The organism is Polyangium sp. 15x6 (assembly GCF_029960785.1).
In the GTDB taxonomy this organism is placed as follows: domain Bacteria; phylum Myxococcota_A; class Polyangia; order Polyangiales; family Polyangiaceae; genus Polyangium.
Genome location: NZ_JASBQE010000010.1, coordinates 122,043 through 143,272 on the forward strand (window position 1 = coordinate 122,043; position 21,230 = coordinate 143,272).

The window sequence follows — 21,230 nt, forward strand, 5'->3', positions numbered from 1 at the left end:
AAATTAGGCCCGCACACCCACCCCATGACACAACGCGAGACACCGGCGTACCCAGCGTCCCCCGCGCGGACGGATGGGCGTCGGTGGAGAGCACGACACATGGTCAGCGGTCGTTACGGTCGGATCAGGCGTAGGGTTGCGTCCACGCTCGCGGCGCTGCTCACGCTCGCGGCGCCCTTCGCCTTCGGCGAGGCGTTCGCGGAGGAGGCGGCGGCGCCGAAGGCGGCAGAGCCCGCGAAGACAGAGCCCGCGAAGACGGAGAAGGCGCCCGAGGAGGCGCAAAAAACCGCCGCTGCGCCGAAGAAACGCAAGAGCCGCCGCAAGGCCCCGCCGAAGCGGATGGTGCAAGCCGACACGAAGACGGCCGAGGCCCCGAACAAGGCCGCGTCGACGAAGGCGAAGCCCGACAGCGCCACGAAGCCCGCCACGCACGCGAAGAGCGCAGGGGCGAGCGCGAAGAAGTCCGAAGGCGCGACCACGACGGCCAGCACGAAGACCACGACCGCGAAGAAGGCCGAGGCCGCGACGACCACGGCGAGCGCGAAGAAGACCGACGGCGCGACCACGACGGCCAGCACGAAGACCGCGACCCCGAAGAAGACCGAGGGCGCGGCGGGCGTGTCGCGCTCGAAGAAGGCGTCGACGCGGACGCCGAACAAGAAGCGCAAGGGCACGAAGAAGGCGGAAGCCGAGACGGATCGCCCACCCTGCTTCGCGCCGGCGATCTCGATCGATCGGAACGGCCTCGAAGGCGAGACGTTCTCGCTCGTCGACTGCAAGGGCAAGGTGCTCGACGAGGCCCGCGAGAAGCTCAGCGTGCTCGCGCGGCCCTGGGGCACGCCGCGGCCCGAGCTGCCGAAGGCGAAGAAGCCCGACCCGCGCACGGCGAAGCAAGAGAAGCCGGGCCCGGCCAAGGGCAAGGGCAGCAAGGAAAAGGCGGCGGAGCCGGCGCTCGCGGCGGGCGAGATCGCACCGAACGTGCGATTGCTCGATCCGGGGCTCCTGTCGCGGGTCGAGGCGATCGCGAAGCATTTCCCGGGCAAGGGGATCTCGCTCGTGAGCGGCTACCGCCCGAAGAGCCGTGGCAGCTTGCACCAGAGCGCGCGCGCGCTCGACCTGCGCGTCGCGGGCGTGTCGAACGAGGAGGTCGTCGCATTCTGCAAGACGATCACGGACACGGGCTGCGGCTACTACCCGAACAGCTCGTTCGTCCACGTGGACGTGCGCACGCCGGGCACGGGCTCGGTGAGCTGGATCGACGCATCGGGGCCGGGAGAAACGCCGCGCTACGTGAGCCAGTGGCCGCCGCCGCCGGAGCCTGCCGACACGCAAGCGACGTCGCCCGTCGCCGCGGCGGACGAGGCGATGGAGGAGCAAACCAAGGAGCAGCCCGCGGCGAAGGAACAACCGGCCGCGAAGGAGCAACCGACTCCGAAGGACCCACCCACGACGCAGGCGCCGGCCCCCACGAACCCGACGGCGCAGCCGCCGGCGGAAAAGGACGAGGAGCCCAAGGAAGCCGACCCGAAGGATCCGGTGCCTCCTCCGAAGACGGCGCAGCCAACTCCGCCCCCCGCGGCGACGTCACCGACGGCTCGATAACGCCCAGCCGAGAATCCCGACGGGCACGCGCAGCTTGCCATAAGCTGCCCAGACGACCCCGTCGTCCTTGTCCCACCGAACCTGACCTTCGACGCCGAAAAGGCTCCAGCCGAGCGCGAGCTTCGCGCCGGGGCGCGGCTGCACGTCGACGAGCGCCCCAAGCTGGAGCCACGCGCCCGAGGCGAGGCCGAGCGCCTCGACCTCGATGCCGAAGGTCGCCGGCGAGAAGTCCGAGAGCTCGTAGGTCAGGCCGAGGGCGAGGAAACGCGGCTCCGAGACGGAGCGCTCGTCGACCCGCAACAAGCCTCCACGAACCCGGCCGAACCCCGAGAGATGCGCGCGTTCTTCGAAGAGCGCACCGATGCCGCCCTCGACGTTCGCATCCCAGGTCCAGAACGGAGCACGACGCTCTCGCGACGAGACGCCTCGTTTTTCGGCGGGCGTCGCAGGGGGTTCGGCTGCGTTTGCCGTCGCCACCGTCGAAAGGAGCGACAGCACGAGCGCGCCGCCCACCCCGACGCGGGGTCGCTTCACGGCGTGCCCGTCGGAGCCGTCGGAGCGGACGCCTCGGACGGGAAGCGGATCTGCGCGAGCACGGCGAGTTTGTCCGGCGCGGCGATGGGTTTCCCGCCGATCGCGCCCGCGACACACGTCGCCTGGACCCCCTTCGTCTCGACCTTGCCGATCGCGCCCTGCTCCACGCGGAACCAGACGCCCACGCTCTCGCCGCGCTTTCCGGCTTGCACGATCTCCGGGCAAAGCTCGACCGCCGCGTGCAAGGCCGCGCCGAGCGCCGGGACGAGCGGCGCGATGTCGGTCCCTTTGGACACGGCGACGGCGATTTCATAGTCCGGCATCCCGCGCTTCGTCGCCATCCGGAGCCCGACTGGCTCTCCGTATTCGATCGCGGGCTCCTGCGGCTCCGAGCGACACGCGGAGGCCAGAGCGAACACGAGCGCGAGCCCCACCCACGAATTTCGGTGTTTCATGCGCAGGACGCTCAGGGCGTCTCGCCGTCGGCGGCGCACTCGGTCAAGCCCCGGTCCGCCACCTTGCAGACGTACACCTTGCGGAGCGCGCCGAAGAGGAAGAGGTCGTTCCGCGTGATCACGACCTTGTCGCCGACCGTCGCGATGCCGCCGTACGAGCAGCCGCTGAGCACGCCCACCGCCATCAGAAAGCCGAGGGTCTTCTTCATCGCTCTACCTCTTCTCGTGGGATGGCCCGGAGCGCGCGAACGGCCGGGCGATCCGCACATATCACAGACCCCGCGTGTTCAGGCCGAGCGATGTTCGAGCGCGGCGCCGGCCGGGGCGGCGAGGACGTCGGCGAAGGCGCGTTCGAACTCCTCGATCAACGGGTGCGGCGGCAGGCGCACGATGCGCTCGTGGAGCGCGCGGAAGCCGGCGATTTGCGTCTCGCGGCCGCGGCGGAACATGGGCCAGGGGTCGCCGTGGGTGCTCGCGCAGACGACGATCGATTGGAAGTTGTCGATCTTGTCCGCAATGGTGATGGCCTGGGCGTCCCAGGGGTTTTTCGTGAATTGCTCGAGATAGCGCTGCTTCCGCTCCTCCCAGGCGAACGACTTCGCCGGCTCGGTCACGGCGAGCACGAGATCGGCGACGCGGCGCCCGAAGAGCCGGCCGATTTCCTCGGCTGTCGCGCCGGTGTCCTCGATGGCGTCGTGCAGCGCGCCTGCCGCGATGACCTCTTCGTCGAAGCCATGCTTGGCGAGGAGGATCGCGACGCCGGCCAGATGGCTCACGTACGGCACGTCGACGCCGGGGTACTTGCGTTTCTGTCCCCGATGCCAAACCGCCGCCTGATCGAGCGCGCGCTTGAGGAGGGGCGTCATGCCTGGAATCTAGTGCCCAAGAGGCGCCTCGGCGAGGGCCGAGCGCGCGCGTCTCGCCAACGCCACGCCGCTGTCAAGCCGGCGCGGCTGCTTCGCTGCCTCAGTACATGTGCTGGGTCTGCTGCGCCGCGGTGATGCACCCGCGCAAAATCCCCCAGACGAACATGGACAGGACGGCGTACCCCAGCATTTTCCCGCCCCTGGGATCGCCTCGAAAGACGCGGATGAGCCCAACGATGGCCGCGGGGCAGGAGCAGAGGACGATGAAGGCCCAGTCCGACCCACTGAGCTCCGCGCTCTGGGTCCACGAAGTCTCCCATTTCTGGGGAGACGGCTCCTTCGGGGGCTCGTACGGGTTCGGCGCGGGCGCATCGTCACGCATGATCGAACCACTCCATCAGCGTGTAAGTAGGCCGTCAAGGTCAGCCTACAGTGGTTTTGCGCGCTGGCTCGTCCGTCCCATTTCAAACCCGCAACAAGATCGCCGCGCACGCCTCCCCGGTCGCCCGGGCGATCGCCGTCGCATACAGCGACACCTGCCGCCGATACACGGGCCCCGCGCGGACGATCTCGCGGTCCGTCTTGAAATCCACCACGGTCCAGCCGTTCGGCTCGCGAAACGCGAGGTCGACGATGCCCTCGATCAGCGTCCCGTCCTCGGCCATCAAGCTGAGCGGCGTCTCTCGCCGGCATTCGCCGCGCGCCTCGGCCGCGCGCGCCCTCTCGATCACCGGATGAGCGAGCGCGAGGACCACCGCGCGCACGGCCGCTGCCTCCTCGATCTCGGTCGCGCCGAAGAGCCGCGCCGCGAGCGCCGCCGCCTGCTCCACGACGTCCCGTTCGGCTGAGAGCGGCACCTGCGCGAGCACCGCATGCACGAGCTCGCCGAAGCGAGCTCCCCCCGGTCGGCCCGCCTCTCGACCGACGTCGAGGATCGGCACGTCGAGCGCGGGCGCTTCGTTCGAGGTCTCGGCCCGCTCGGTGACCGTCTGGACCTTGTACAGCGGACGCGCGCCGCGCTCGCGATCGGCCGCGCGCTCCCGGACCCAGCGTCGATACGTCTCGAGGTCCTCTTCCACGCGGCCGACGGGCGCGTCCTTGCGCAGCATGTCCTCGCGGCGCACGCCGAACGCAGGCTCGCGTTCGAGGTCGAGGCGCGTCACGTCCCACCACACGACGTCGTGCCCCCCGGGCAAACGATATCCGCCCGGACAAACCGTCGCCGGCCCGCGTGAAATCCCCTCGGGCCGCGACAGAACCGTATCGTCGCCGAACGGCGGGCACCCCGGCGCCGCTTCGGCGGAAGGCACGGAGCCCGAAGGAGGCGCGATCGCCGCGTGGATCGGCCCGATCCACGATTGCTCGGGGAACCGCGGATCGTCGCCCACGGCCGGCACGATGACGAGGTCACGCGCGCGGGTTGCAGCCACGTACACGAGCCGCGTGCCTTCGGCCTCGTCGCGGCGCATCTCGAGCGCCTCGTGCTCGACGAGATCCCATGGCGCGACGCTGCCGAGGCGAAGCGCGCAGAGCGAGCGCGAGGCGTCGACGTAGCGGCTCACGGCTTGCGCGCCGAGACGCGCGGTCACGTCGGCGAGCACGACGACCGGGAATTCGAGGCCCTTGGCCCGGTGTGCCGTCATGATGCGCACGCCGTCGCCGCCTTCTTCGAGGATCGGCGCCTCGGGCGCGCGACCACGCTCTGCGTCCTCTTCCAGCTGCTCGACGAACGCGCGGAACGACGTACCTCCCGAAGCCTCGTACGCGCGCCCGAGCTCGGCGATGTGCAGCACGTTCGCGAGCGCGCGTTCGCCCGAGGGACGCAGGGCAAACCCCACGCAGGCGCGCGTCGCGTCGCAGAGCTCGGCGACCGTGGTCTCGATCGGCCGCGCGTTCCGCCCCTCGGAGAGCCGCGCGAGGAGCGAGAGCGCGGCGGCGATCGGCGCGAGGTGCGGCGGGAGCGGTGCTTCGGGGATTCGTTGGTGGTGCAACTTCCCGTAGGTGAAACGGTATTCGAGCAGCGCCTCGTCCCCGACGGCGAAGAGCGACCCGCGCAGCGTCGCGAAGACCGCGAGCTCGTCCTCGGGCCGCTCGATCGCGCGGAGCGCCGCGAGCATCGTCTCGACCTCCTCGCGGGCGTAAAACGACTTTCCACCGACGAGCACGTGCGGGATGCCGCGCGCTTCGAGGGCCTCGACGTAGGCGCGCGTGACGTCCTCGCCGTGGCTCTCGAAGCGCCGGAAGACCAGACAAACGTGCCGCGGCGCGACGGGGACGAGCTCGCCTGGTTGATCCCGCTCGGTCACCTTCCAGCCGCTCTCGTGCAGGAGCCAATCGAGGTACGCGCCCACCGCGGCCGGCACGCTCTCTTCGACCGCGGCCGAGGTGAGCCGCTGCTTGCCGTACGGCTCGGGCACGGGCACGCACACGATCGACGGCTGCCCCGCGATCGCCTTGCGCGCGGGCCGGAGCGGCACGTACCGCGCGGAGAGCGCCTCGTGATCCCCCACCATCACCGGCGCGAACGCCGTGTTCACGAGCTTCTGGATGCTGGGGACCGATCGGAAGCTCGTGCTGAGCTCCACGAAGAGCGCGCCGCGCCGGACGACGAGCTCCTTGACCTCCTCGTAAACCGAGAGATCGGCCCGGCGAAACCGGTAGATCGCCTGCTTCGGATCGCCGACGAGGAAGAGCTTCCCGGGCACGGGCTGCACGTCGCGATACGCGCGGACGCTCGGATCGTCGGCCGCGAGCAGCATGAGGATCTCGGCCTGGAGCGGGTCCGTATCCTGGAACTCGTCGACGAAGATGCAGCGGTAACGCTCCTGAAAGCCGCGGCGCACCTCGCCCTGATCACGCACGAGGTCCCGCGTGCAGACGAGCAGATCCTCGAAGTCGAGCGCGCCCACCTCGGCCTTGCGCGCCTGGTACGTCGCGACGAGCGCGCCGAGCTCCTCCTGCAAGAGCGCCGCGAGATCGCCGTCGGCCTCGCGCTGGAATCGTTCGAGCGAGGCCACGAGCGCGCCGTGCGCTGCGAGCAGATCGGCCCGCGTCGTGTGCGCGCCGTAGCGGGATCCGGCGCCGCGGCGCGGACGCATGAAGTCGCGCTGCCTGCTGAGCGCGCAGAGCTCGGCCTCGATCTCGTCCCGATCCCAGCGATGCTCGCCCTCAGCGCGCAGGCGCATGACGAGCGCGCGGGCCGGCTCGGTGTCGCGGTGCAGCGGGTCATTCGCGTGGAGCGCGCCCTCGCTCGCCTCCGCGAACGCGGTCATCTCCGCGAGGATCGCGTCGACGGCGCGATCCCGATCGAACGGAGGCCGCTGCCAGCGCGCGGTGAAATGCCGCCAGGCGATGAGCTCCTGCCCGGCGCGGCGCAGTCGCTCGATCGGCCCAGGGCCGTGCTCGCGCCGCCGCAAGAGCCTTCGAACGCCCTCGGGCGGGCGACCGAGGATCTGCTCGAGCCACCTGCTGAACGCCTCGCCGTAGCGTCGATCCGCCTCGGCCTCGGTCATCACGCGAAACGCCGGATCGACGCCCGCCTCCACGGGACGCTCGCGCAAGAGGTCCGCGCAGAACCCGTGGATCGTGCTGATCCGCGCCTCCTCCAGATGCGCGAGCGCGCGCTCCAGGTTCGCGCGTTGTGCCTCGTCTCGGGCGAGCCTGCGCGCGCGCTCGATCCCGCTGCGGAGCCGCAGCTTCAGCTCGCCGGCCGCTTTTTCGGTGAACGTGACCGCGACGATCTCCTCGATCTCCGCGCGCCCCTCGGCGAGCACGGCGACCATGCGCAGCACGAGCTCGGTCGTCTTGCCCGTGCCGGCCGCGGCTTCGACGATCATCGTGCGCCCGAGCGCGCCGCGGATGAGCGCGCGCGCCTCGGCGTCGGCGAGCCCCTCGCCTTGCGGCGCCTCGAACACGAGCGCGCCCTCGGTCACGGCTCACCTCGGAGCATCCGCAGACGCATGAACAGCGCGCCGCCGTCGAGCGAGGTCTCGTCCTTGCGCGCCGCGCGCCTCTCCTCGTGTGGCCCGCACACGAGCCTGTAGCCGCACGTGTCACACGCACCCGGCCTCGGCGCGGGCGGGAAAAACCCCTTGTCGATCGCGTCGTCCACGAGCGAGAGCACCTCGATCGCCTTCTCGCGTGCGGCCTCGTCGAGCTCGATCACGTGCTCTACATACCCGCCGCGCGTGGTGCAGAACGACAAACTCGCGTCCGCCACCGGCTCCTTCCACACCGCCTCGTACGCGAGGCCGTAGAGCACCGGCTGCAGCACCTCGCCGCCGTCGATCACGAGCCCCGGCCGCGCGAAATTTGCCCCCGTCTTCACGTCGGTCACGCGCGCATGCCCCGTCGCCGCGTGCCGCTCGACCACGTCGATCGCGCCGTGCAGCAAATACTGTCCTTCGATCACCGCGGCCTCGGCCACGCTGCGCGGATCTTCGTGCTCGTGCGGCGGCAACCCGAACGCGAGGTCGTACCGCACCGGCCACACGAGCCAGCTCTGATCGGCCACGCGCGCGAGCCACGCGTGAAGCTCCACCCGCGCCCGCTCGATCTCGTCGCGGAACACGCTCTCCACCGGCGGCAGCGTGCGCTCCTCGTGCTCGCGCGCCGCCGCGTCGAGCCGCTCGTCGAGCACCGCCTGGGCCCGCGACAAACCTTCCGGCCCGAACGGCAAGGCCCCTTCGCGCTCCAGCGCCGCGAGCGTCTCGGCTTGCACGCGGTGAAAGAGCACGCCGCGCGAGATCGGATCGAGCCTGTCCGGCGAGCCACGCCGCTCCCGCGCCGGGAGCCGATGGATCGCCGCCAGCAAGAATCGATACGGGCACGCCGCGAACTTCTCGAGCGCCGTCACCGCATACGGCCGCACGCGCAGCCGGTTCGCCGCGAGCACGGCCGCCGTGACCGCGGTCTTGCGCACGATGCCGTCGTGGTGCGTGACCGGTTTGTCCCACCGCGCCGACCGCGCGCGGAGCGATCGCGCGAGGTGCGGGTTCAGGTCGAGCAGATACTGCGCGCGCCCCGCCGCCTCGGCCTCCTCGCCTCCGTGCAAGAGCCGCCCCAGCATCGCGAGGTCGTGCTCGGCATCGTCGATCGCGTCCTCGGGCTCCGTCGGCGCGGGCCACGCGAGCCGCGCGCCCGCCGCGCTCGCCGCGTCTCGCTCGAGCGCGTCGTGATCGGGCAACGTACCCGTCGTCGCGCGCGTGACGTCGAGCCCGTAAAACGAAGGCACGCGCGGCCGTCCCGCCGCCACCTCGACACGCGGATACGAAAGATGCACCCGCTCCCGCGCGGCCCCCACGGACAAACGCAGGAGCAACCTCTCGGTGCGGCTCCGATCCGCCTGCACCCGCAGCGCCTTCGAGATCGCGCGCCGGTCCGCGTCGAGCAGGATCGGATCCTCGCGCGGCGCCTCCGGGAACAGCCGCTCCGCGAGGCCCGGGACGAACACCACCGCGAACGACCGACCCCGCGCGAGCTCGGGCGTCCCGACGAACACCGCGCCGTACCTTCTCCCCGACGGCGGCGTCACGCGTGAGCCGAGCCGACCTTCGAGCACGCGCCGCACCTCGTCGAACGACACCGCCGGAAGCTCCGCCATCGGCGCGAGCTCGCTGAGCGCGGAGAGCACATCCTCCGGCTGCTCCAGCGCCATGCGCGCGAGATTGCCGAGCTCCTCGATCCACACGCCCCAGCTCCCGTGCTCGGGCAGCGCCGCGAGCGCATCCACGAGCGGCAGCGCGAACCGCGTGAGCTCGCGGAGCGCCTCGATCTCGCGCTCCACCGTCTCGATCCGCGGCGAGCTCGGATCCCGCCGTCGCAGGAGCGCGAGCTCTCGCTCGAAGGCCTTCCCGAGCGCCGCGAGCCGCTCGGCCCATCGCTCCTTGCGCCCGACGATCGACGCCTTCGTGAGCAGCCGCTCCCACCCGATCGGCGCGCTCCGCACGGGCACACGCGCGCCCTCGCTCGCCGCCGCTTGCTCTCTTCGAATCCGCTTCGCCGACGGCTCACCTTCGAGGAGCGCGCCGAAGAGATCGGCCCGCGGAAGCAAGGGCCGCGGCGCCGCCTCCACCGCGACGCTCTCCTTCGGCATCGGCGCGAGCGACAGGTACTCCGCGAAACGCCGAGGAGAAAGATCCTCTGCGCGACAGGCGAGCAGCGCGAGGAACGCGCGCCCCGAGGGATCCGGCCGCGCGGCTCCGATCGCGAAATGCGCCGGGATCTTCGCACGACGCAGCGCGCTCTCGAGCAGCGACGCGTACGTGTCCGGCGCCCGCAAGAACACCGCGATGTCGTCGAACGGCACGCCTCGCCGCGCCTCCGCGAGGATCCGCCGCGTGATCTCCATGCACTCGCGCCCCTCACCCGGCGCCGAGAAAAACGACACGTCGTCGCCCGCCTCCGCGGCCGGAAGCTCCGCCGCGGCGAACAGATATTGATGCAGCCGCGAGAGCGACGAATGCGACCGCTCGCTCCGATCCGTCACGACCTCCGAAGCCAGCGCCGCAAGCGTCTCGACCGCGCGATCATCCCCCGTCGGCGCTGTCGCGAACGCGCTCTCCGCCGCGGCGACGAGCTGCGCGACGAACCTCTCTTCGAGCCGCGACGTGATCGGCACGTCGAGCAAAAGCAGCCGCGCCCTTCGAATCTCCTCCGCCTCGCGCACGGCCACCGTCGCCGCCGCGAGCACCTCCGCGCGATCGGCGATCCGCGCTCGCTCTCGCTGCTCGTCGTAACGACGCGCGAGCTCACGCAGATCGCGGCTCCTCGGATCGTCCCCTCGGATCTCCGCGGGCCCGATGCCCTCGATGCGCAGCTCGCTCAGCGTCGCCGCGAGCGTGCTCGCGAAGCTCGGCGTCCGCGCGACCGGCGCGAAATATCCCAGTGCGCCCGCTTCGAGCGCGCTCGCCACCGCGCGCGCCACCACCGCCTCCACCCCGAGCGGCGTGGCCGGCGCGAGCCTCCGCCGCGCGAGCTCCGGCGCGGCGAGGCGCGCCGCGAGTTGCCCGAGCGTCAGCCGATGCAGCCCGAAGATCGCGCCCCGCGACGATCCCACCCGCGCCGCGAGATCGAGCGCTGCTCCGCGCGACGGACCCACCAGGAGCGCGATCGCGTCGGCCTTCCCCTCCCCGAGGAAAACCTCCGCGGCCCGGAGCCGCTCCTCGCTTCGGGGGGACACGAGCAGACGCAGCACGTGCCCGTCATGCCCGGGGACGGCCGCTTTGTCGAGCGTTCCCTTGCGTGACGAGCCCGAGCGCCTGTCCGCTCGCTCCTACCGCCTCGTCCCTTCCACTTCGATCACACATTCCTCCGCGCTGCGCTCGTCCATCCGCACCTTCGTTCCGAGGAAGGTCCGGATCACCTCGACTTGCGTCCGCGTGTGACCCGACGGCGCGAGCGTACGAAACGCCCCGCCCTCGCCGAGCGCCATCGGCAAGAGCAGTTGATCCGCGAGATGCTCGCCCACGGGCACGCCCGCTGCGAGGTATCGCTTCACCTCCTTCGCGAGCTTCGAAGCCACCTCCTCCGCGCGCACCCCGCGCTCGCCGAACGCCGTGAAAACCTCGGTCACGTGCTCGCTCTCCACGTCGGCCACGAGCGCGTTCCCCGGCCCCGGGCTGTTCTTCACGACCTCGGGCCGCGCGCACGCGCGTTCCCACGGCACCTCCGCGAGGAACGCGTCGACCTCGCGCACCCCGACCATGCCCGGGATCTGCGAAACGAGCGCGCGCAGCTGCGTCCTTCGCACCTCGCCCCGATCGAGCAGCGAGAGCGCCGCGAGCCGCGGACAGCCCTCCACGGTCACCTCCACGCGACCCCCGCCGGCCGGGTAAAACCCATACGACACGAGCCGCGCGGAGACGCCCGCGCCCATGCGACGCACGATCGGCAAGAACGCGCGCTCCACGAAATCAAAGGGCGGCGCCATCGGGTTGTGCGTCCCGCCCTCGAACACGAGCGACGAGCTGCCCTCCGTCGCGAGCAGCGCCGGCAGCACCGTCTGCAAGACGAGCGTCGCGCTCCCCGCGCTCCCGATCGCGAACCGATACGACCCGTGCTTCACGGCGCCCGGCCTGAACACGATCTCGCGCGAGCCGATCTCGTCCCCTGCGACCGCCGCATCGCTCAGCTCCGCGGCTGCGCGCACGGCCACGAGGTGTTGCCGCATGAGCCCCGGCTTCGACCGCTTCGCGCGGATCGAGTGCACCCGGAACGCCTGACCCGTCACCATCGACAAGGCCAGGGAGGAGCGCAGGATCTGCCCTCCGCCCTCGCCCGTCGCTCCATCCAGCGTCAGCATCGCCCTCACCCCTTCACGCACACCACTTGTCGCAGCGTGCGCACGACCTCGACGAGGTCGCGCTGCGCATACATCACATCGTCGATCGACTTGTACGCGCCGGGCGTCTCGTCGATCACGTCCTCGTCCTTGCGGCACTCGATCCCGGCCGTCATGCGCGCGTGGTCCTCGAGCGAGAACGCCCGCTTCGCCGCCGAGCGCGACATCTTCCGACCCGCGCCGTGGCTACACGAGCAGAACGACTCGCGGTTTCCCAATCCACGAACGATGAAACTCTTCGCGCCCATGCTCCCGGGAATGATCCCGAGCTCGCCCTCGCCTGCGCGCACCGCGCCCTTGCGCGTCACCCACACGTCCTTGCCGTAGTGGTGCTCCTTCGACACGTAGTTGTGGTGGCAGTTCACGGCCTCGTTCACGAGCTCGAACGGCGGCAAGAGCCCCGTCTTTCGCACAGCCATGATCGTCGCCTCCATCATCAACGCGCGGTTCGTCCGCGCGAACTCCTGCGCCCAGGCGAGCGCGCGCCAGTACTGGCCGAACGTCTCGCTCCCATCGGGGATGTAGGCGAGGTCCGCGTTCGGCAGGTTGATGAACCACCGCTTCATGTCCTTCTTCGCGAGGTCGATGAAGTGGCTCCCGATGCGGTTTCCCACGCCGCGCGAACCCGAGTGCAGCATGAACCATACGTGGTCGCGCTCATCGAGGCAGACCTCGATGAAGTGGTTCCCCGTCCCGAGCGTCCCGAGGTGCCCGATCGCCGTCGCGCGCCCGATCGACGGGTTTTCCTTCACGATCGCCTCGTAGCCGGGCGCGAGCTCTGCCCACGCCTTCTGCACGCGCTCGGGCGCGTCACCCCACGCGCCGCGGTCGCCGGGCCCGCCGTTGTTCGTGCGCCCGTGCGGCACCGCCGCCTCGATCGCGCTGCGGATCTCCTTCAGGTCGTCGGGGAGCTGCGAGGCCGTGAGCGTCGTCTCCACCGCGATCATCCCGCAGCCGATGTCCACACCCACCGCCGCCGGGATGATCGCGCCGTTCGTCGCGATCACGCTCCCGACCGTCGCGCCCTTCCCGGCGTGCACGTCGGGCATCACGGCGACCCACTTGTGGAGGAAGGGCAGCGTCGCCAGGCGCCGGACCTGCTCTTCGGCCTCGCTCTCGAACGGCACGCCGCGCGTCCAGGCCTTGATCGGCACGCCGTCGGTCTCGAACGTCTGGTGGGTCGTCTCGCTCATGGTCGCCTTGCCTTTCAGGTCACGGGTGGGACGCGGACCGGAAGAGCACGCCCCGTGCCTGGCTCCCGGGGCCCTTTTCGGGCCCGCGCATAGATGCCTGGATAAATTGCGATACAGGGGACGAAGAACGTGCTATTCCGTCGCCCACATTACCATGTCCTCCCGACCTCTCGTCGTGTTCGGCATCCTCGGCACCTCGCTCGATGCGGGCAAAGGCCCGGCGCGGTGGGAGCGCTGGCGGCCCACGGTCGCGCTTTGCCAGCACGAGGACCTGCTCGTGAGCCGCCTCGTCTTGCTCGCCGAGCCCAGATTCGGAGACCTCGCCACGCAGGTCGAGGAAGACGTCCGCCACGCCTCGCCCGACACGATCGTCGAGCGAATCGCGGTCACCTGGAAGGACGCCTGGGATTTCGAGGAGGTTTATGCGGGCCTCCACGACATCGCGCGCGCCTATCCGTGGAAACCCGAGCGCGAGGAGTACCTCGTCCACCTCACGACGGGCACCCACGTCGCGCAGATCTGCCTCTTCCTCCTGACGGAAGCCCGTTATTTCCCCGGCCGCGTCATTCAGACCTCACCGCCGCGCAAGGAAACCCGCGGCGGGCCGGGCACCTATAGCATCGTCGACCTCGACCTCTCCCGTTATGACCGCATTGCCTCGCGCTTCTCCCGCGAGCGCCACGAGAGCCAGAGCTTTCTCAAGGCCGGCATCGACACCAAAAATGCTTCCTTCAATCGCCTGATCGAACGAGTCGAGGAGGTCGCCAAGGCCTCGCGCGCCCCGATGCTCCTCATGGGCCCCACGGGCGCCGGCAAGAGCCAGCTCGCCGCGCGCATTTACGAGCTCAAAAAGGCGCGGCGCCAGATCCAGGGCGAGTTCGTCCCGGTCAACTGCGCCACGCTGCGCGGCGACGCGGCCATGGCCACGCTCTTCGGCCACAAAAAGGGCGCGTACACCGGCGCCGTCGCCGATCGCCCGGGCCTTTTGCGCAAGGCCGACGGCGGACTGCTCTTCCTCGACGAGATCGGCGAGCTCGGCCTCGACGAGCAGGCCATGCTCCTCCGCGCGATCGAGCAAAAGGCCTTTTATCCGGTCGGCGCGGACCAGGAGGTCAAGAGTGATTTCCTCCTCATCGCCGGCACGAACCGCGACCTCGGCGCCCGGGCCGCGCGCGGTGATTTTCGCGAGGACCTATACGCCCGTATCAACCTCTGGACCTTCCGCCTCCCGGCCTTGCGCGAGCGCCCCGAGGACATCGAGCCGAACCTCGATTACGAGCTCGAGCTCGCCTCGCGCCTCCTCGGCGTGAACGTCACGATGAACCGGGCCGCGCGTGACGCCTTCCTCGAATTCGCCGTCTCCCCGCGCGCGCTCTGGAGCGGCAATTTTCGCGACCTCAACGCCTCCGTCACCCGCATGGCCACGCTCGCGCACGGCGGCCGCATCACGAAGGAGATCGTCGCCGAGGAGATCGAGCGATTGGAGCTCTCCTGGACGAGCGGCCGCATTCACCTGCAGAATGGCAGCTCCGCGGGAGGCGGCGAGATCCTCGCCGAGGTCCTCGGCCCCGAGGCGGGAGCGAAGCTCGATCGATTCGACCGCGCCCAGCTCGAAGAGGTCTTGCGCGTCTGCCGCTCCTCGCGCACCCTCAGCGAGGCGGGTCGCACGCTCTTCGCCGAATCGCGCAAGGAGCGCACCACGGTCAACGACGCCGATCGATTGCGCAAATACCTCGCCCGCTTCGGACTCGACTGGCAAACCGCGAGCGGACGCGCTTCCTGAGTCCAACCCGAGGACCCCCTCATGCCGCTCGTCTCCCAGGACCTCGGTTTTTCCAGCCAGAACCCGCTCGCGCTCGCGGCCCTCTTCGTCTTGGGCTTCGTGGCATCGTCGATCAATGCCGTCGCCGGCGGCGGCTCCCTCCTCTCCTTTCCGGCCCTCGTCGCTTTCGGCGTCCCCCCGCTCGCCGCGAATGCCACGAACTCGGTCGCTCTCTGGCCCGGCGCGCTCGCCAGCGCCTTTGGCTTCCGCGACCAGCTCGCGCGCACGAAGTCCCATTTGCGTTATCTCACGCCCCCCACGATCGTGGGCGCGCTCTTCGGCGCGTGGCTCCTCACGCACACGCCCGAGCGCCTCTTCGATTTCGTCGTCCCGCTCCTCGTCCTCACCGCCACGCTCCTCCTCGCCTTCCAGGCGCGCATTCGCAAGGCCGTGCTCGGGAAGAAGGCCCGCGTCCCCGTCGCGCTCGGGATCGTCCTTCAGTTCCTGGTCAGCGTGTACGGCGGCTATTTCGGGGCCGGGATGGGCATCGTCATGCTCGCCGTCTTTGGCCTCTTCATCGAAGGGACGCTGCACGAGCTCAATGCGATGAAGGCCTGGCTCGGCGTGGCCATCAACCTCGTCGCTTCGATGTTTTTCCTCGGCGAAGGCCTGCTCTGGCTCGTCCCCGGCTTCGCCGTCATGGCCGGCGCCATCGCGGGCGGTTACTTCTCCGCGCGTTTCTCGCAACGCATCGACCCCGACAAACTGCGCCGGGGCATCGTGGTGCTGGGCCTCGCCATGACGGCCTGGTTTTCTCGGGCCGCCTTCTTCCCCTGATCAGGGCGCCTCGGCGGGCCTGCGCACGAGCCTCCGCTGGAGGCTCGAACCAGGCCCGTACCCCTCGGGCCCCACCGAGAGCTGCTCTTGATCGAAGAGCAAGACCACGTCGCCGCCCTCCGCCCACGCGACCGCCAGCCCAAAATCGTTTCCGGATCCGCCGAACGCCTTGGCCGAGCGCACCTCTCCCTCGGACGACAGCACCGAGAGCCACGCGTCGAGGGTGGCCCCGTCGAACGACGTTCCATGATGCCATGTGCGGCGAATCCGCTTCGCCTGGAGGGTCGTCCCGGAAACCTTCATCTCGGCCTCGAACGTCCCGAAGAGCGCGATACGGCCGCTCGGATCCACGTCCAGGGCCGATACTCCGTCATTCCTCGTCCCTCCGAAGGACTTCGCCCACAGGGCCGCGCCATTCCGATCGAGCTTCACGATCATCGCGTCGTTGCCCCCATTCGAACGAAGCGACATTCCCGCGAGCTTGATCCCGCCGGTGAATCGACCGGCCGCGACGACCTCGCCGCCCGTCGTCGTCCGGAGCACTTCGACGCGCGCCTTGCCTTCGATCGGCGCCTCCCACGCCTTCTGCCCGAACGGCGCGAACGAGACGATCCGCGCGGCGCCGCAATCCGGCCTTTTGAATTCATCCTCGAGCCCACCCGCGACGTACGCGACATGGACCGCCGATGACCCCTCGGTCGCAATCCGAGGCTCGCGCTCGTCCGTCGGGCCCCCCAGCCGGAGCGCATCGATCGGCTTTCCCTCGGACGAAATGCGCGCGACGAACACGTCGAGCCCGCCCGCGCTTTCGAGCCTCTGCTTTCCTACCTTCACGGATCCCACGAACGTCCCCACGACGTAAATGTCCCCAGCCGCGTCCACAGCCACGTCCGTCGCCTTCAGCCCCCATTCGAACTGGAACACCCAAAGCGGGCCGCCCGACGCTCCGCGTTTCTCGACGTGGGCTCCCCCGACAACCACGATATCGGACGCTGCGTCGAAGACGACGGCCGTCGCGTTCCTCTTGTCCCCGGCCAGGTCCCAGGCCTTTTGCCCCTCGCGATCGAACCGCTCGAGCCAGGCATCCTGGAGCCCGACCACGGCCCCGCCCCCGCCCTTGTCGAGCGCGACCGCGCGCGGCGACGAGACGAAAAAACGGCCGTCGCCGAGCGGCCGATCGTAACGCGCGGCCGCGTCGCTGAACGAGGCCGCGACCCAGCGCTGCCGATCGAACGGCAGGACGCACGGCATTCGCCCCGTGCACGGCCCGGAAAAACCATCGAACCGCGACCCCGGGTGCGGATGCCCGACGATCCGCAACGCCGCACCTTTCCCCATCACGTCCAGGCAATCGACCCCGCACCCTTCTTTCGGCATCGAGACCCGCATCTCGCCGCTCCCGATGCCGTTCGTCACAACGAACAACGCGGGCGCGGACGGGACCGTCGGCGCGGCGCAGCCCGCCGCGAACGCGAGCCATCCCGCGAGGAGTGCCACGTGCTTCATTGCAAGGCCCGCAGAAGCGCCGCGGCCCGCGCTCGCACGTCTTCGTTCGGATCGTCTTCCGCCATCGGCTCGGCGATCCCGGCGAATTCGCGCCACCGCGCCTGCTCCATCGCGTAAATCGCCGCCCGCCGGACGCCCGCGTCCCGGTGATTCGCGAGATCCCCGAAGCAGCCGAAGAGCTCCGGATCGAACGTCGGCCCGGCCGTCACCGCGAGCTTGTACGCCGCCCAGATCCCCTCGGCCTCGGTCCGCGCTTCGCTGCAAAGCGTGATGATCTCGGCGCGCTCGTACACCGGCAGGCTCCGCCGGATGAGCTCGATCGTGGGCTCGCACCGCGGCCCGTCGAGGTCGAACCACTTGAGCCCGAGCCGGTGATCGTCCACGTATCGGATGCGGCAATCGCTCGCGGGCGTCGCCCACTCGTAGACGAGCGGCTGATGGTCGAGCGGCTCGATGCGGTTCCACAGGAACCAGTTCCCCTGGGCGAGCTGCCGGACCACCTCCGTCTGTACCCCATCCTTGAGCAGAAGCCGCCTCGCCTGCATCCCTCGCCTCCGAGCGCCGATGGTACAGGCCACACCCGGGACGTCAATCCCGTCGCGGGAGCCGCTTCCCGCGACGGCGCTGCGCTTGAGCGCTGGGGATAATCTTTATCCGATGGGATAGTACCTCTCCCGAGCATCGGGCCGTCCTTGGCGAACCAGTTCACCCGATCCGGCCGATAACGGACCGTCATGGGTTCCTGGCGGGCCTGGCACGGCGCCTGCTTCAGGCGGAACACGAAGACGCCAGGATAGCTCAGTGGTAGAGCACGTAAAACACCTTGGCCGGTTTTCTCCGGCGACGGCAGTGATGGCCAGGGTTACTTCCATTTCAAGGACGTGGTCGCGGGTTCGAATCCCGCTCCTGGTACCGCGAAGGGTTCGGGTTCCCCCTCGTTCCCTTCGCGCGCTAGCTCCCCGGGCAGTGAGGCTCGCGGTTCCTTCGTTTTGGGTACGAATAAAGACCCCGCGGCCAGTTTTCTCCCGGGGAGCGAGCGTTTTTCGTGCGAGCTGTCTCAAGAGCTCGCTACAGCGGTGCCCTCGATCTCAGTCGTCATCATCACCCCCGTAGTTGCCGCCGCTCTTCGGCGAGCAAGACAACTGGATATTGTAGAACACGTCCTTGCACTCCGCCACGCGATACGCCCCGGCCTCGGCGTCCGTGCACGAGAACTGCTGGAGCCGCTTCACGCACGCCTCCACATCCACCTTCGGACTGCACCCGCCGGCGTCGTTGCACGCGTCGGTCTCGTAGCCGCAGACCTCGGAGTCCTCAACCGGGGGCAGGTTGCTGCATCCTGCGCGCACGCCGTTCACCGCGTCAACGAGCTTCTGGCAGGCGTCTTTGCCATTGAACTCGTCCTCGTCGCAGCTACAGCCCACGCCGATCAGGGCAGCGAGGGCAAAGGTGAACGTCAGAGCGAGCGCGCGGGTCAAGTTTTTCATTCGCATTGAAGCTCCTTACCTAAGGCCGGACGAGCCGGTGCGCCGACCCTACCCAAGAAGCCTCCGTCGGTAAAGCACGGACGCACGAATCCATCGCCGGTCAGGAACACAAGTCCGACCCTCATTTCGACCCCAACCACGCCGGTTCGAACACCTATCCCGGCGTGAGACAGAGAGCCAAGAGCTCGCTGCGGCTGGCCACGCCGAAATGGCGGTGCAGCGTCTTCACGTAATCGTGCACGGTGTACTGGCTCAGGCCGAGCTCCGCGGCGATCTGCTTCTCGCTGAGGCCCCGCGCGAGGACGCGCAGCGTTTCCTGCAGGCGCGGGGAGAGGCCTTTCAGCCGCGCGGCGGGCACGCCCGGCGGCTCGTGCAGGAAGCTGCATTCCTCGTGGAACACCGCGACGAGCTGGCGCTCGCGCTCGGAGAAGGCCCGCTCGCCCCAGGGGCGATGGAGCGAAATGACGCGCGCGGGCTCCCCGCTGCTTCGATGCATGCTGTAAATGAAATCGTCGCTGTCGCCTGGGCGGCGCAGCTCCTGCACGTGCGCCGAGCCATACCACGCGCGGTCCTCCACGAGCTCTGCTCGCGTGAATGTGCAGACGGGCCCCTGCGCCCGCGCCGCGAGCTCGGGCAGTGAAGGGTCCTCCGCCGTCCGCTCCCCCGATTGCACATACGAGCGGAAAAGCTCGCGCGATCTGGAATCCGCGAATCCCACGTCGAGCAGATTCTCGATGGCGATGGCCCCCCGCGCCGCCCGTCACGTGGACGTTGCTCCACATCCCCACTTTTGCGCCCACCAGCGCACAGAGCCCTTCCAGCGCGTGCCGCCGCTGCGCCTCCGACCCTCGCGGCAAGTCGCGCAGCTCGTGGGTCAGCCGGAGCAGCCGTCGTAGCTCCTCGACCCGAACCATGTCCCTCGCGTTATCAGCGGGCATGCGCGCACCTCGACCGTGCCCGCCGAGTCTACCTCATCCGCCAGCGCCGTACCCCCTGTTCTGGGGGATGGGCCCGCGCCGCATCGCCCGCCATGATGCGACTCGTCGGGTGGGGCCACGCCCCGACAAACGAGGAGGACATATGCGCAAGCTTCAAGGTCTCATTCTTTCTCTCGCGAGCATCGTGATTCTGACCGCGTGCGGCGCCATTGCGGAGGGCGAGCAAGCCCCCGCCGAGCAGGACGAAGGTGCGGTGCTGGAAGCGGAACAGGCGCTCTGCGGATTGCCGTCCACCGCGGGGTGCGACGAGCCTGCGGTTCCGGTCCCGGAGGGGACCCTCTGCGAACTCCCGAACGGCTTCGATTTCAAGTATCACTGCGGCAACAAGGGCACGGCGGGCTGCAGGGTCTTCGACTGCACGGCCGGAGGGACTTGGTACACGGCGACGGCCGGCCCCGCCTGCGAAGATCTCGTCGCGCTCTACTGCCATTGACACGCCGCGGCCGCTTCGGGCGAACCTTCGCCCCCGCCCGCTCCATGCCCCGCCTCCGCGTATGAGCCTACAGGATAGGACTTATCCTCGTGGATAATTCTCCTCCCGGGCACCAGGCGTCCTTTCCGACCTGAACCACCAAATCCGCTCCAAAACGGGCCTTGCGGGGTCCTGGCCGGCTTGGCACGCCGCCTGCTTCAAGGGGAAGCACGAAGACGCCAGGATAGCTCAGTGGTAGAGCACGTAAAACACCTTGGCCGGTTTTCTCCGGTGACGGCAGTGATGGCCAGGGTTACTTCCATGAAAGGACGTGGTCGCGGGTTCGAATCCCGCTCCTGGTACCGCGAAGGGTTCGGGTTCCCCCTCGTTCCCTTCGCGCGCTAGCTCCCCGGGCAGTGAGGCTTGCGGTTCCTTCGTTTAGGGTACGAACAAGACCCCGCGGCCAATTTTCTCCCGAGGAGCGAGCGTTTTGGAAACAGAGAGACGATGAATGCCAGGATAGCTCAGGGGTAGAGCGCGAAAAACACCTTGGTCGATATTCTCCGGCGACGGCAGTGATGATCAGGGTTACTCCGCTGTCAACGGCGAGGCCGCGGGTTCGAGTCCCGCTCCTGGCGCTTGGAAGGCTCGGAAGGAGCTTTCTGCCCGATCCCCGAGAATGGGGATCGGGCTTTGCTGTTTCGAAGGGAAGCCCCTCAGAGGACTTTCCTCATTCGAATCATCTCCTCACCGAAGCCCTGCCGCACATAAAGCGCGCGAGCGCGCGTGTTCGCGGGCCACACGTGGAGCGTCAACGCTGACAGCCCGCGGTCCCGCGCCCAATCTTCCGCCGCGGCCATGAGCGCGCCCCCCACGCCCTTCCCCTCATGCCCCGGCACCGTCGCGAGATCCTCGACGTGGCCCACCGGCTGCTGCGTGAAAGGGTCCACAGCCGTCCTCACCCACACGAAGCCAATCGCCTCGCCGGCTGCCGTTTCCGCGATCAGCACGACCTCGCCCGGGATCGTTTGCAGCGGTGTCTCGGACAATGCCTGCCGCTCGAGCAGCGCCGCCGCGGTCTCGCGCTGGCGAAAGGCGAGCTCCTCGAGCGTGTACCACGCAGGAAAGCCGACACTCGTCGAGCGCTCGAAGAGGGCGAGCACGAGCCCGCGTTCGGCTTGGTTTTCGATTCGGAGAGGACGAATGGTCACGTCTGCCATGGGCTGAGCCATGCCGC

At 69.4% G+C, this 21,230-nt stretch carries 18 protein-coding genes and 3 tRNA genes; 7 read left to right on the forward strand and 14 right to left on the reverse strand.

The window, feature by feature from the left end:
• Positions 1-99 precede the first annotated feature (99 nt).
• Complete coding sequence (locus QHF83_RS10430; protein WP_282417629.1) at positions 100-1,602, forward strand: D-Ala-D-Ala carboxypeptidase family metallohydrolase; 1,503 nt, start codon at positions 100-102, stop codon at positions 1,600-1,602.
• Here QHF83_RS10430 and QHF83_RS10435 read toward each other — a convergent pair.
• The 9 genes from QHF83_RS10435 to QHF83_RS10475 all read right to left on the reverse strand — a co-directional run bounded on the left by QHF83_RS10435 (position 1,585) and on the right by QHF83_RS10475 (position 12,991).
• Entirely contained in the window at positions 1,585-2,136 is a 552-nt protein-coding gene (locus QHF83_RS10435) for a hypothetical protein (protein WP_282417630.1), read from the reverse strand. The genes QHF83_RS10430 and QHF83_RS10435 overlap by 18 nt on opposite strands.
• The gene (locus QHF83_RS10440; RefSeq protein WP_282417631.1) at positions 2,133-2,591 is read right to left on the reverse strand and encodes a hypothetical protein; all 459 of its coding nucleotides are present in this window, start codon (positions 2,589-2,591) and stop codon (positions 2,133-2,135) included. Before QHF83_RS10440 ends, QHF83_RS10435 begins: the two co-directional genes overlap by 4 nt.
• Before the next feature lie 11 nt (positions 2,592-2,602).
• Positions 2,603-2,800 carry a hypothetical protein gene (locus tag QHF83_RS10445; RefSeq protein WP_282417632.1) on the reverse strand — a complete coding sequence of 66 codons (198 nt, stop codon included), beginning with the start codon at positions 2,798-2,800 and terminating at the stop codon, positions 2,603-2,605.
• Between the two features lie 78 nt (positions 2,801-2,878).
• Entirely contained in the window at positions 2,879-3,457 is a 579-nt protein-coding gene (locus tag QHF83_RS10450; RefSeq protein WP_282417633.1) for an HD domain-containing protein, read from the reverse strand.
• A 100-nt stretch (positions 3,458-3,557) separates the two neighbouring features.
• Positions 3,558-3,839, reverse strand: coding sequence for a hypothetical protein (locus QHF83_RS10455; RefSeq protein WP_282417634.1), 282 nt, complete (start codon positions 3,837-3,839; stop codon positions 3,558-3,560).
• Between the two features lie 82 nt (positions 3,840-3,921).
• Positions 3,922-7,389: a UvrD-helicase domain-containing protein gene (locus tag QHF83_RS10460; protein WP_282417635.1), complete on the reverse strand. Its 3,468-nt coding sequence runs from the start codon at positions 7,387-7,389 to the stop codon at positions 3,922-3,924.
• Positions 7,386-10,637: a PD-(D/E)XK nuclease family protein gene (locus QHF83_RS10465; RefSeq protein ID WP_282417636.1), complete on the reverse strand. Its 3,252-nt coding sequence runs from the start codon at positions 10,635-10,637 to the stop codon at positions 7,386-7,388. Before QHF83_RS10465 ends, QHF83_RS10460 begins: the two co-directional genes overlap by 4 nt.
• A 93-nt stretch (positions 10,638-10,730) precedes the next feature.
• On the reverse strand, positions 10,731-11,759 hold the full coding sequence (rtcA, locus tag QHF83_RS10470) for an RNA 3'-terminal phosphate cyclase (protein ID WP_282417637.1): 1,029 nt from the start codon (positions 11,757-11,759) through the stop codon (positions 10,731-10,733).
• Positions 11,760-11,764: 5 nt separating this feature from the next.
• Complete coding sequence (locus QHF83_RS10475; RefSeq protein ID WP_282417638.1) at positions 11,765-12,991, reverse strand: RtcB family protein; 1,227 nt, start codon at positions 12,989-12,991, stop codon at positions 11,765-11,767.
• Between the two features lie 154 nt (positions 12,992-13,145).
• On the opposite strand from QHF83_RS10475, the gene rtcR reads away from it, so the two are divergent.
• Both rtcR and QHF83_RS10485 read left to right on the forward strand, forming a co-directional pair.
• Complete coding sequence (gene rtcR / locus QHF83_RS10480) at positions 13,146-14,774, forward strand: RNA repair transcriptional activator RtcR (RefSeq protein ID WP_282417639.1); 1,629 nt, start codon at positions 13,146-13,148, stop codon at positions 14,772-14,774.
• 21 nt (positions 14,775-14,795) lie between these two features.
• Entirely contained in the window at positions 14,796-15,590 is a 795-nt protein-coding gene (locus tag QHF83_RS10485) for a sulfite exporter TauE/SafE family protein (protein ID WP_282417640.1), read from the forward strand.
• Here QHF83_RS10485 and QHF83_RS10490 read toward each other — a convergent pair whose 3' ends face one another.
• Together QHF83_RS10490 and QHF83_RS10495 are read right to left on the reverse strand one after the other, a co-directional pair.
• Entirely contained in the window at positions 15,591-17,096 is a 1,506-nt protein-coding gene (locus QHF83_RS10490; RefSeq protein WP_282417641.1) for a hypothetical protein, read from the reverse strand.
• Positions 17,093-17,641, reverse strand: coding sequence for a hypothetical protein (locus QHF83_RS10495; RefSeq protein WP_282417642.1), 549 nt, complete (start codon positions 17,639-17,641; stop codon positions 17,093-17,095). Before QHF83_RS10495 ends, QHF83_RS10490 begins: the two co-directional genes overlap by 4 nt.
• A gap of 242 nt (positions 17,642-17,883) precedes the next feature.
• Here QHF83_RS10495 and QHF83_RS10500 point away from each other — a divergent pair.
• Positions 17,884-18,008, forward strand: a tRNA-OTHER gene (locus tag QHF83_RS10500).
• A gap of 176 nt (positions 18,009-18,184) precedes the next feature.
• On the opposite strand, the gene QHF83_RS10505 is transcribed toward QHF83_RS10500, so the two are convergent.
• Positions 18,185-18,589 (reverse strand): hypothetical protein, encoded by a 405-nt coding sequence (locus QHF83_RS10505; protein WP_282417643.1) that lies wholly within the window; start codon positions 18,587-18,589, stop codon positions 18,185-18,187.
• Between the two features lie 148 nt (positions 18,590-18,737).
• A complete protein-coding gene (locus QHF83_RS10510) occupies positions 18,738-19,301 on the reverse strand; it encodes a LuxR C-terminal-related transcriptional regulator (RefSeq protein WP_282417644.1) in 564 nt (187 codons plus the stop codon).
• 362 nt (positions 19,302-19,663) lie between these two features.
• Here QHF83_RS10510 and QHF83_RS10515 point away from each other — a divergent pair, with 362 nt between their 5' ends.
• The 3 genes from QHF83_RS10515 (at position 19,664) to QHF83_RS10525 (ending at position 20,631) form a co-directional block, all read left to right on the forward strand.
• Entirely contained in the window at positions 19,664-20,014 is a 351-nt protein-coding gene (locus tag QHF83_RS10515; protein WP_282417645.1) for a hypothetical protein, read from the forward strand.
• A 217-nt stretch (positions 20,015-20,231) separates the two neighbouring features.
• Positions 20,232-20,355: transfer RNA gene (locus tag QHF83_RS10520), tRNA-OTHER, on the forward strand.
• Between the two features lie 151 nt (positions 20,356-20,506).
• Positions 20,507-20,631, forward strand: a tRNA-OTHER gene (locus QHF83_RS10525).
• A gap of 78 nt (positions 20,632-20,709) precedes the next feature.
• Here QHF83_RS10525 and QHF83_RS10530 read toward each other — a convergent pair.
• Positions 20,710-21,225, reverse strand: coding sequence for a GNAT family N-acetyltransferase (locus QHF83_RS10530; RefSeq protein WP_282417646.1), 516 nt, complete (start codon positions 21,223-21,225; stop codon positions 20,710-20,712).
• Positions 21,226-21,230 lie beyond the last annotated feature (5 nt).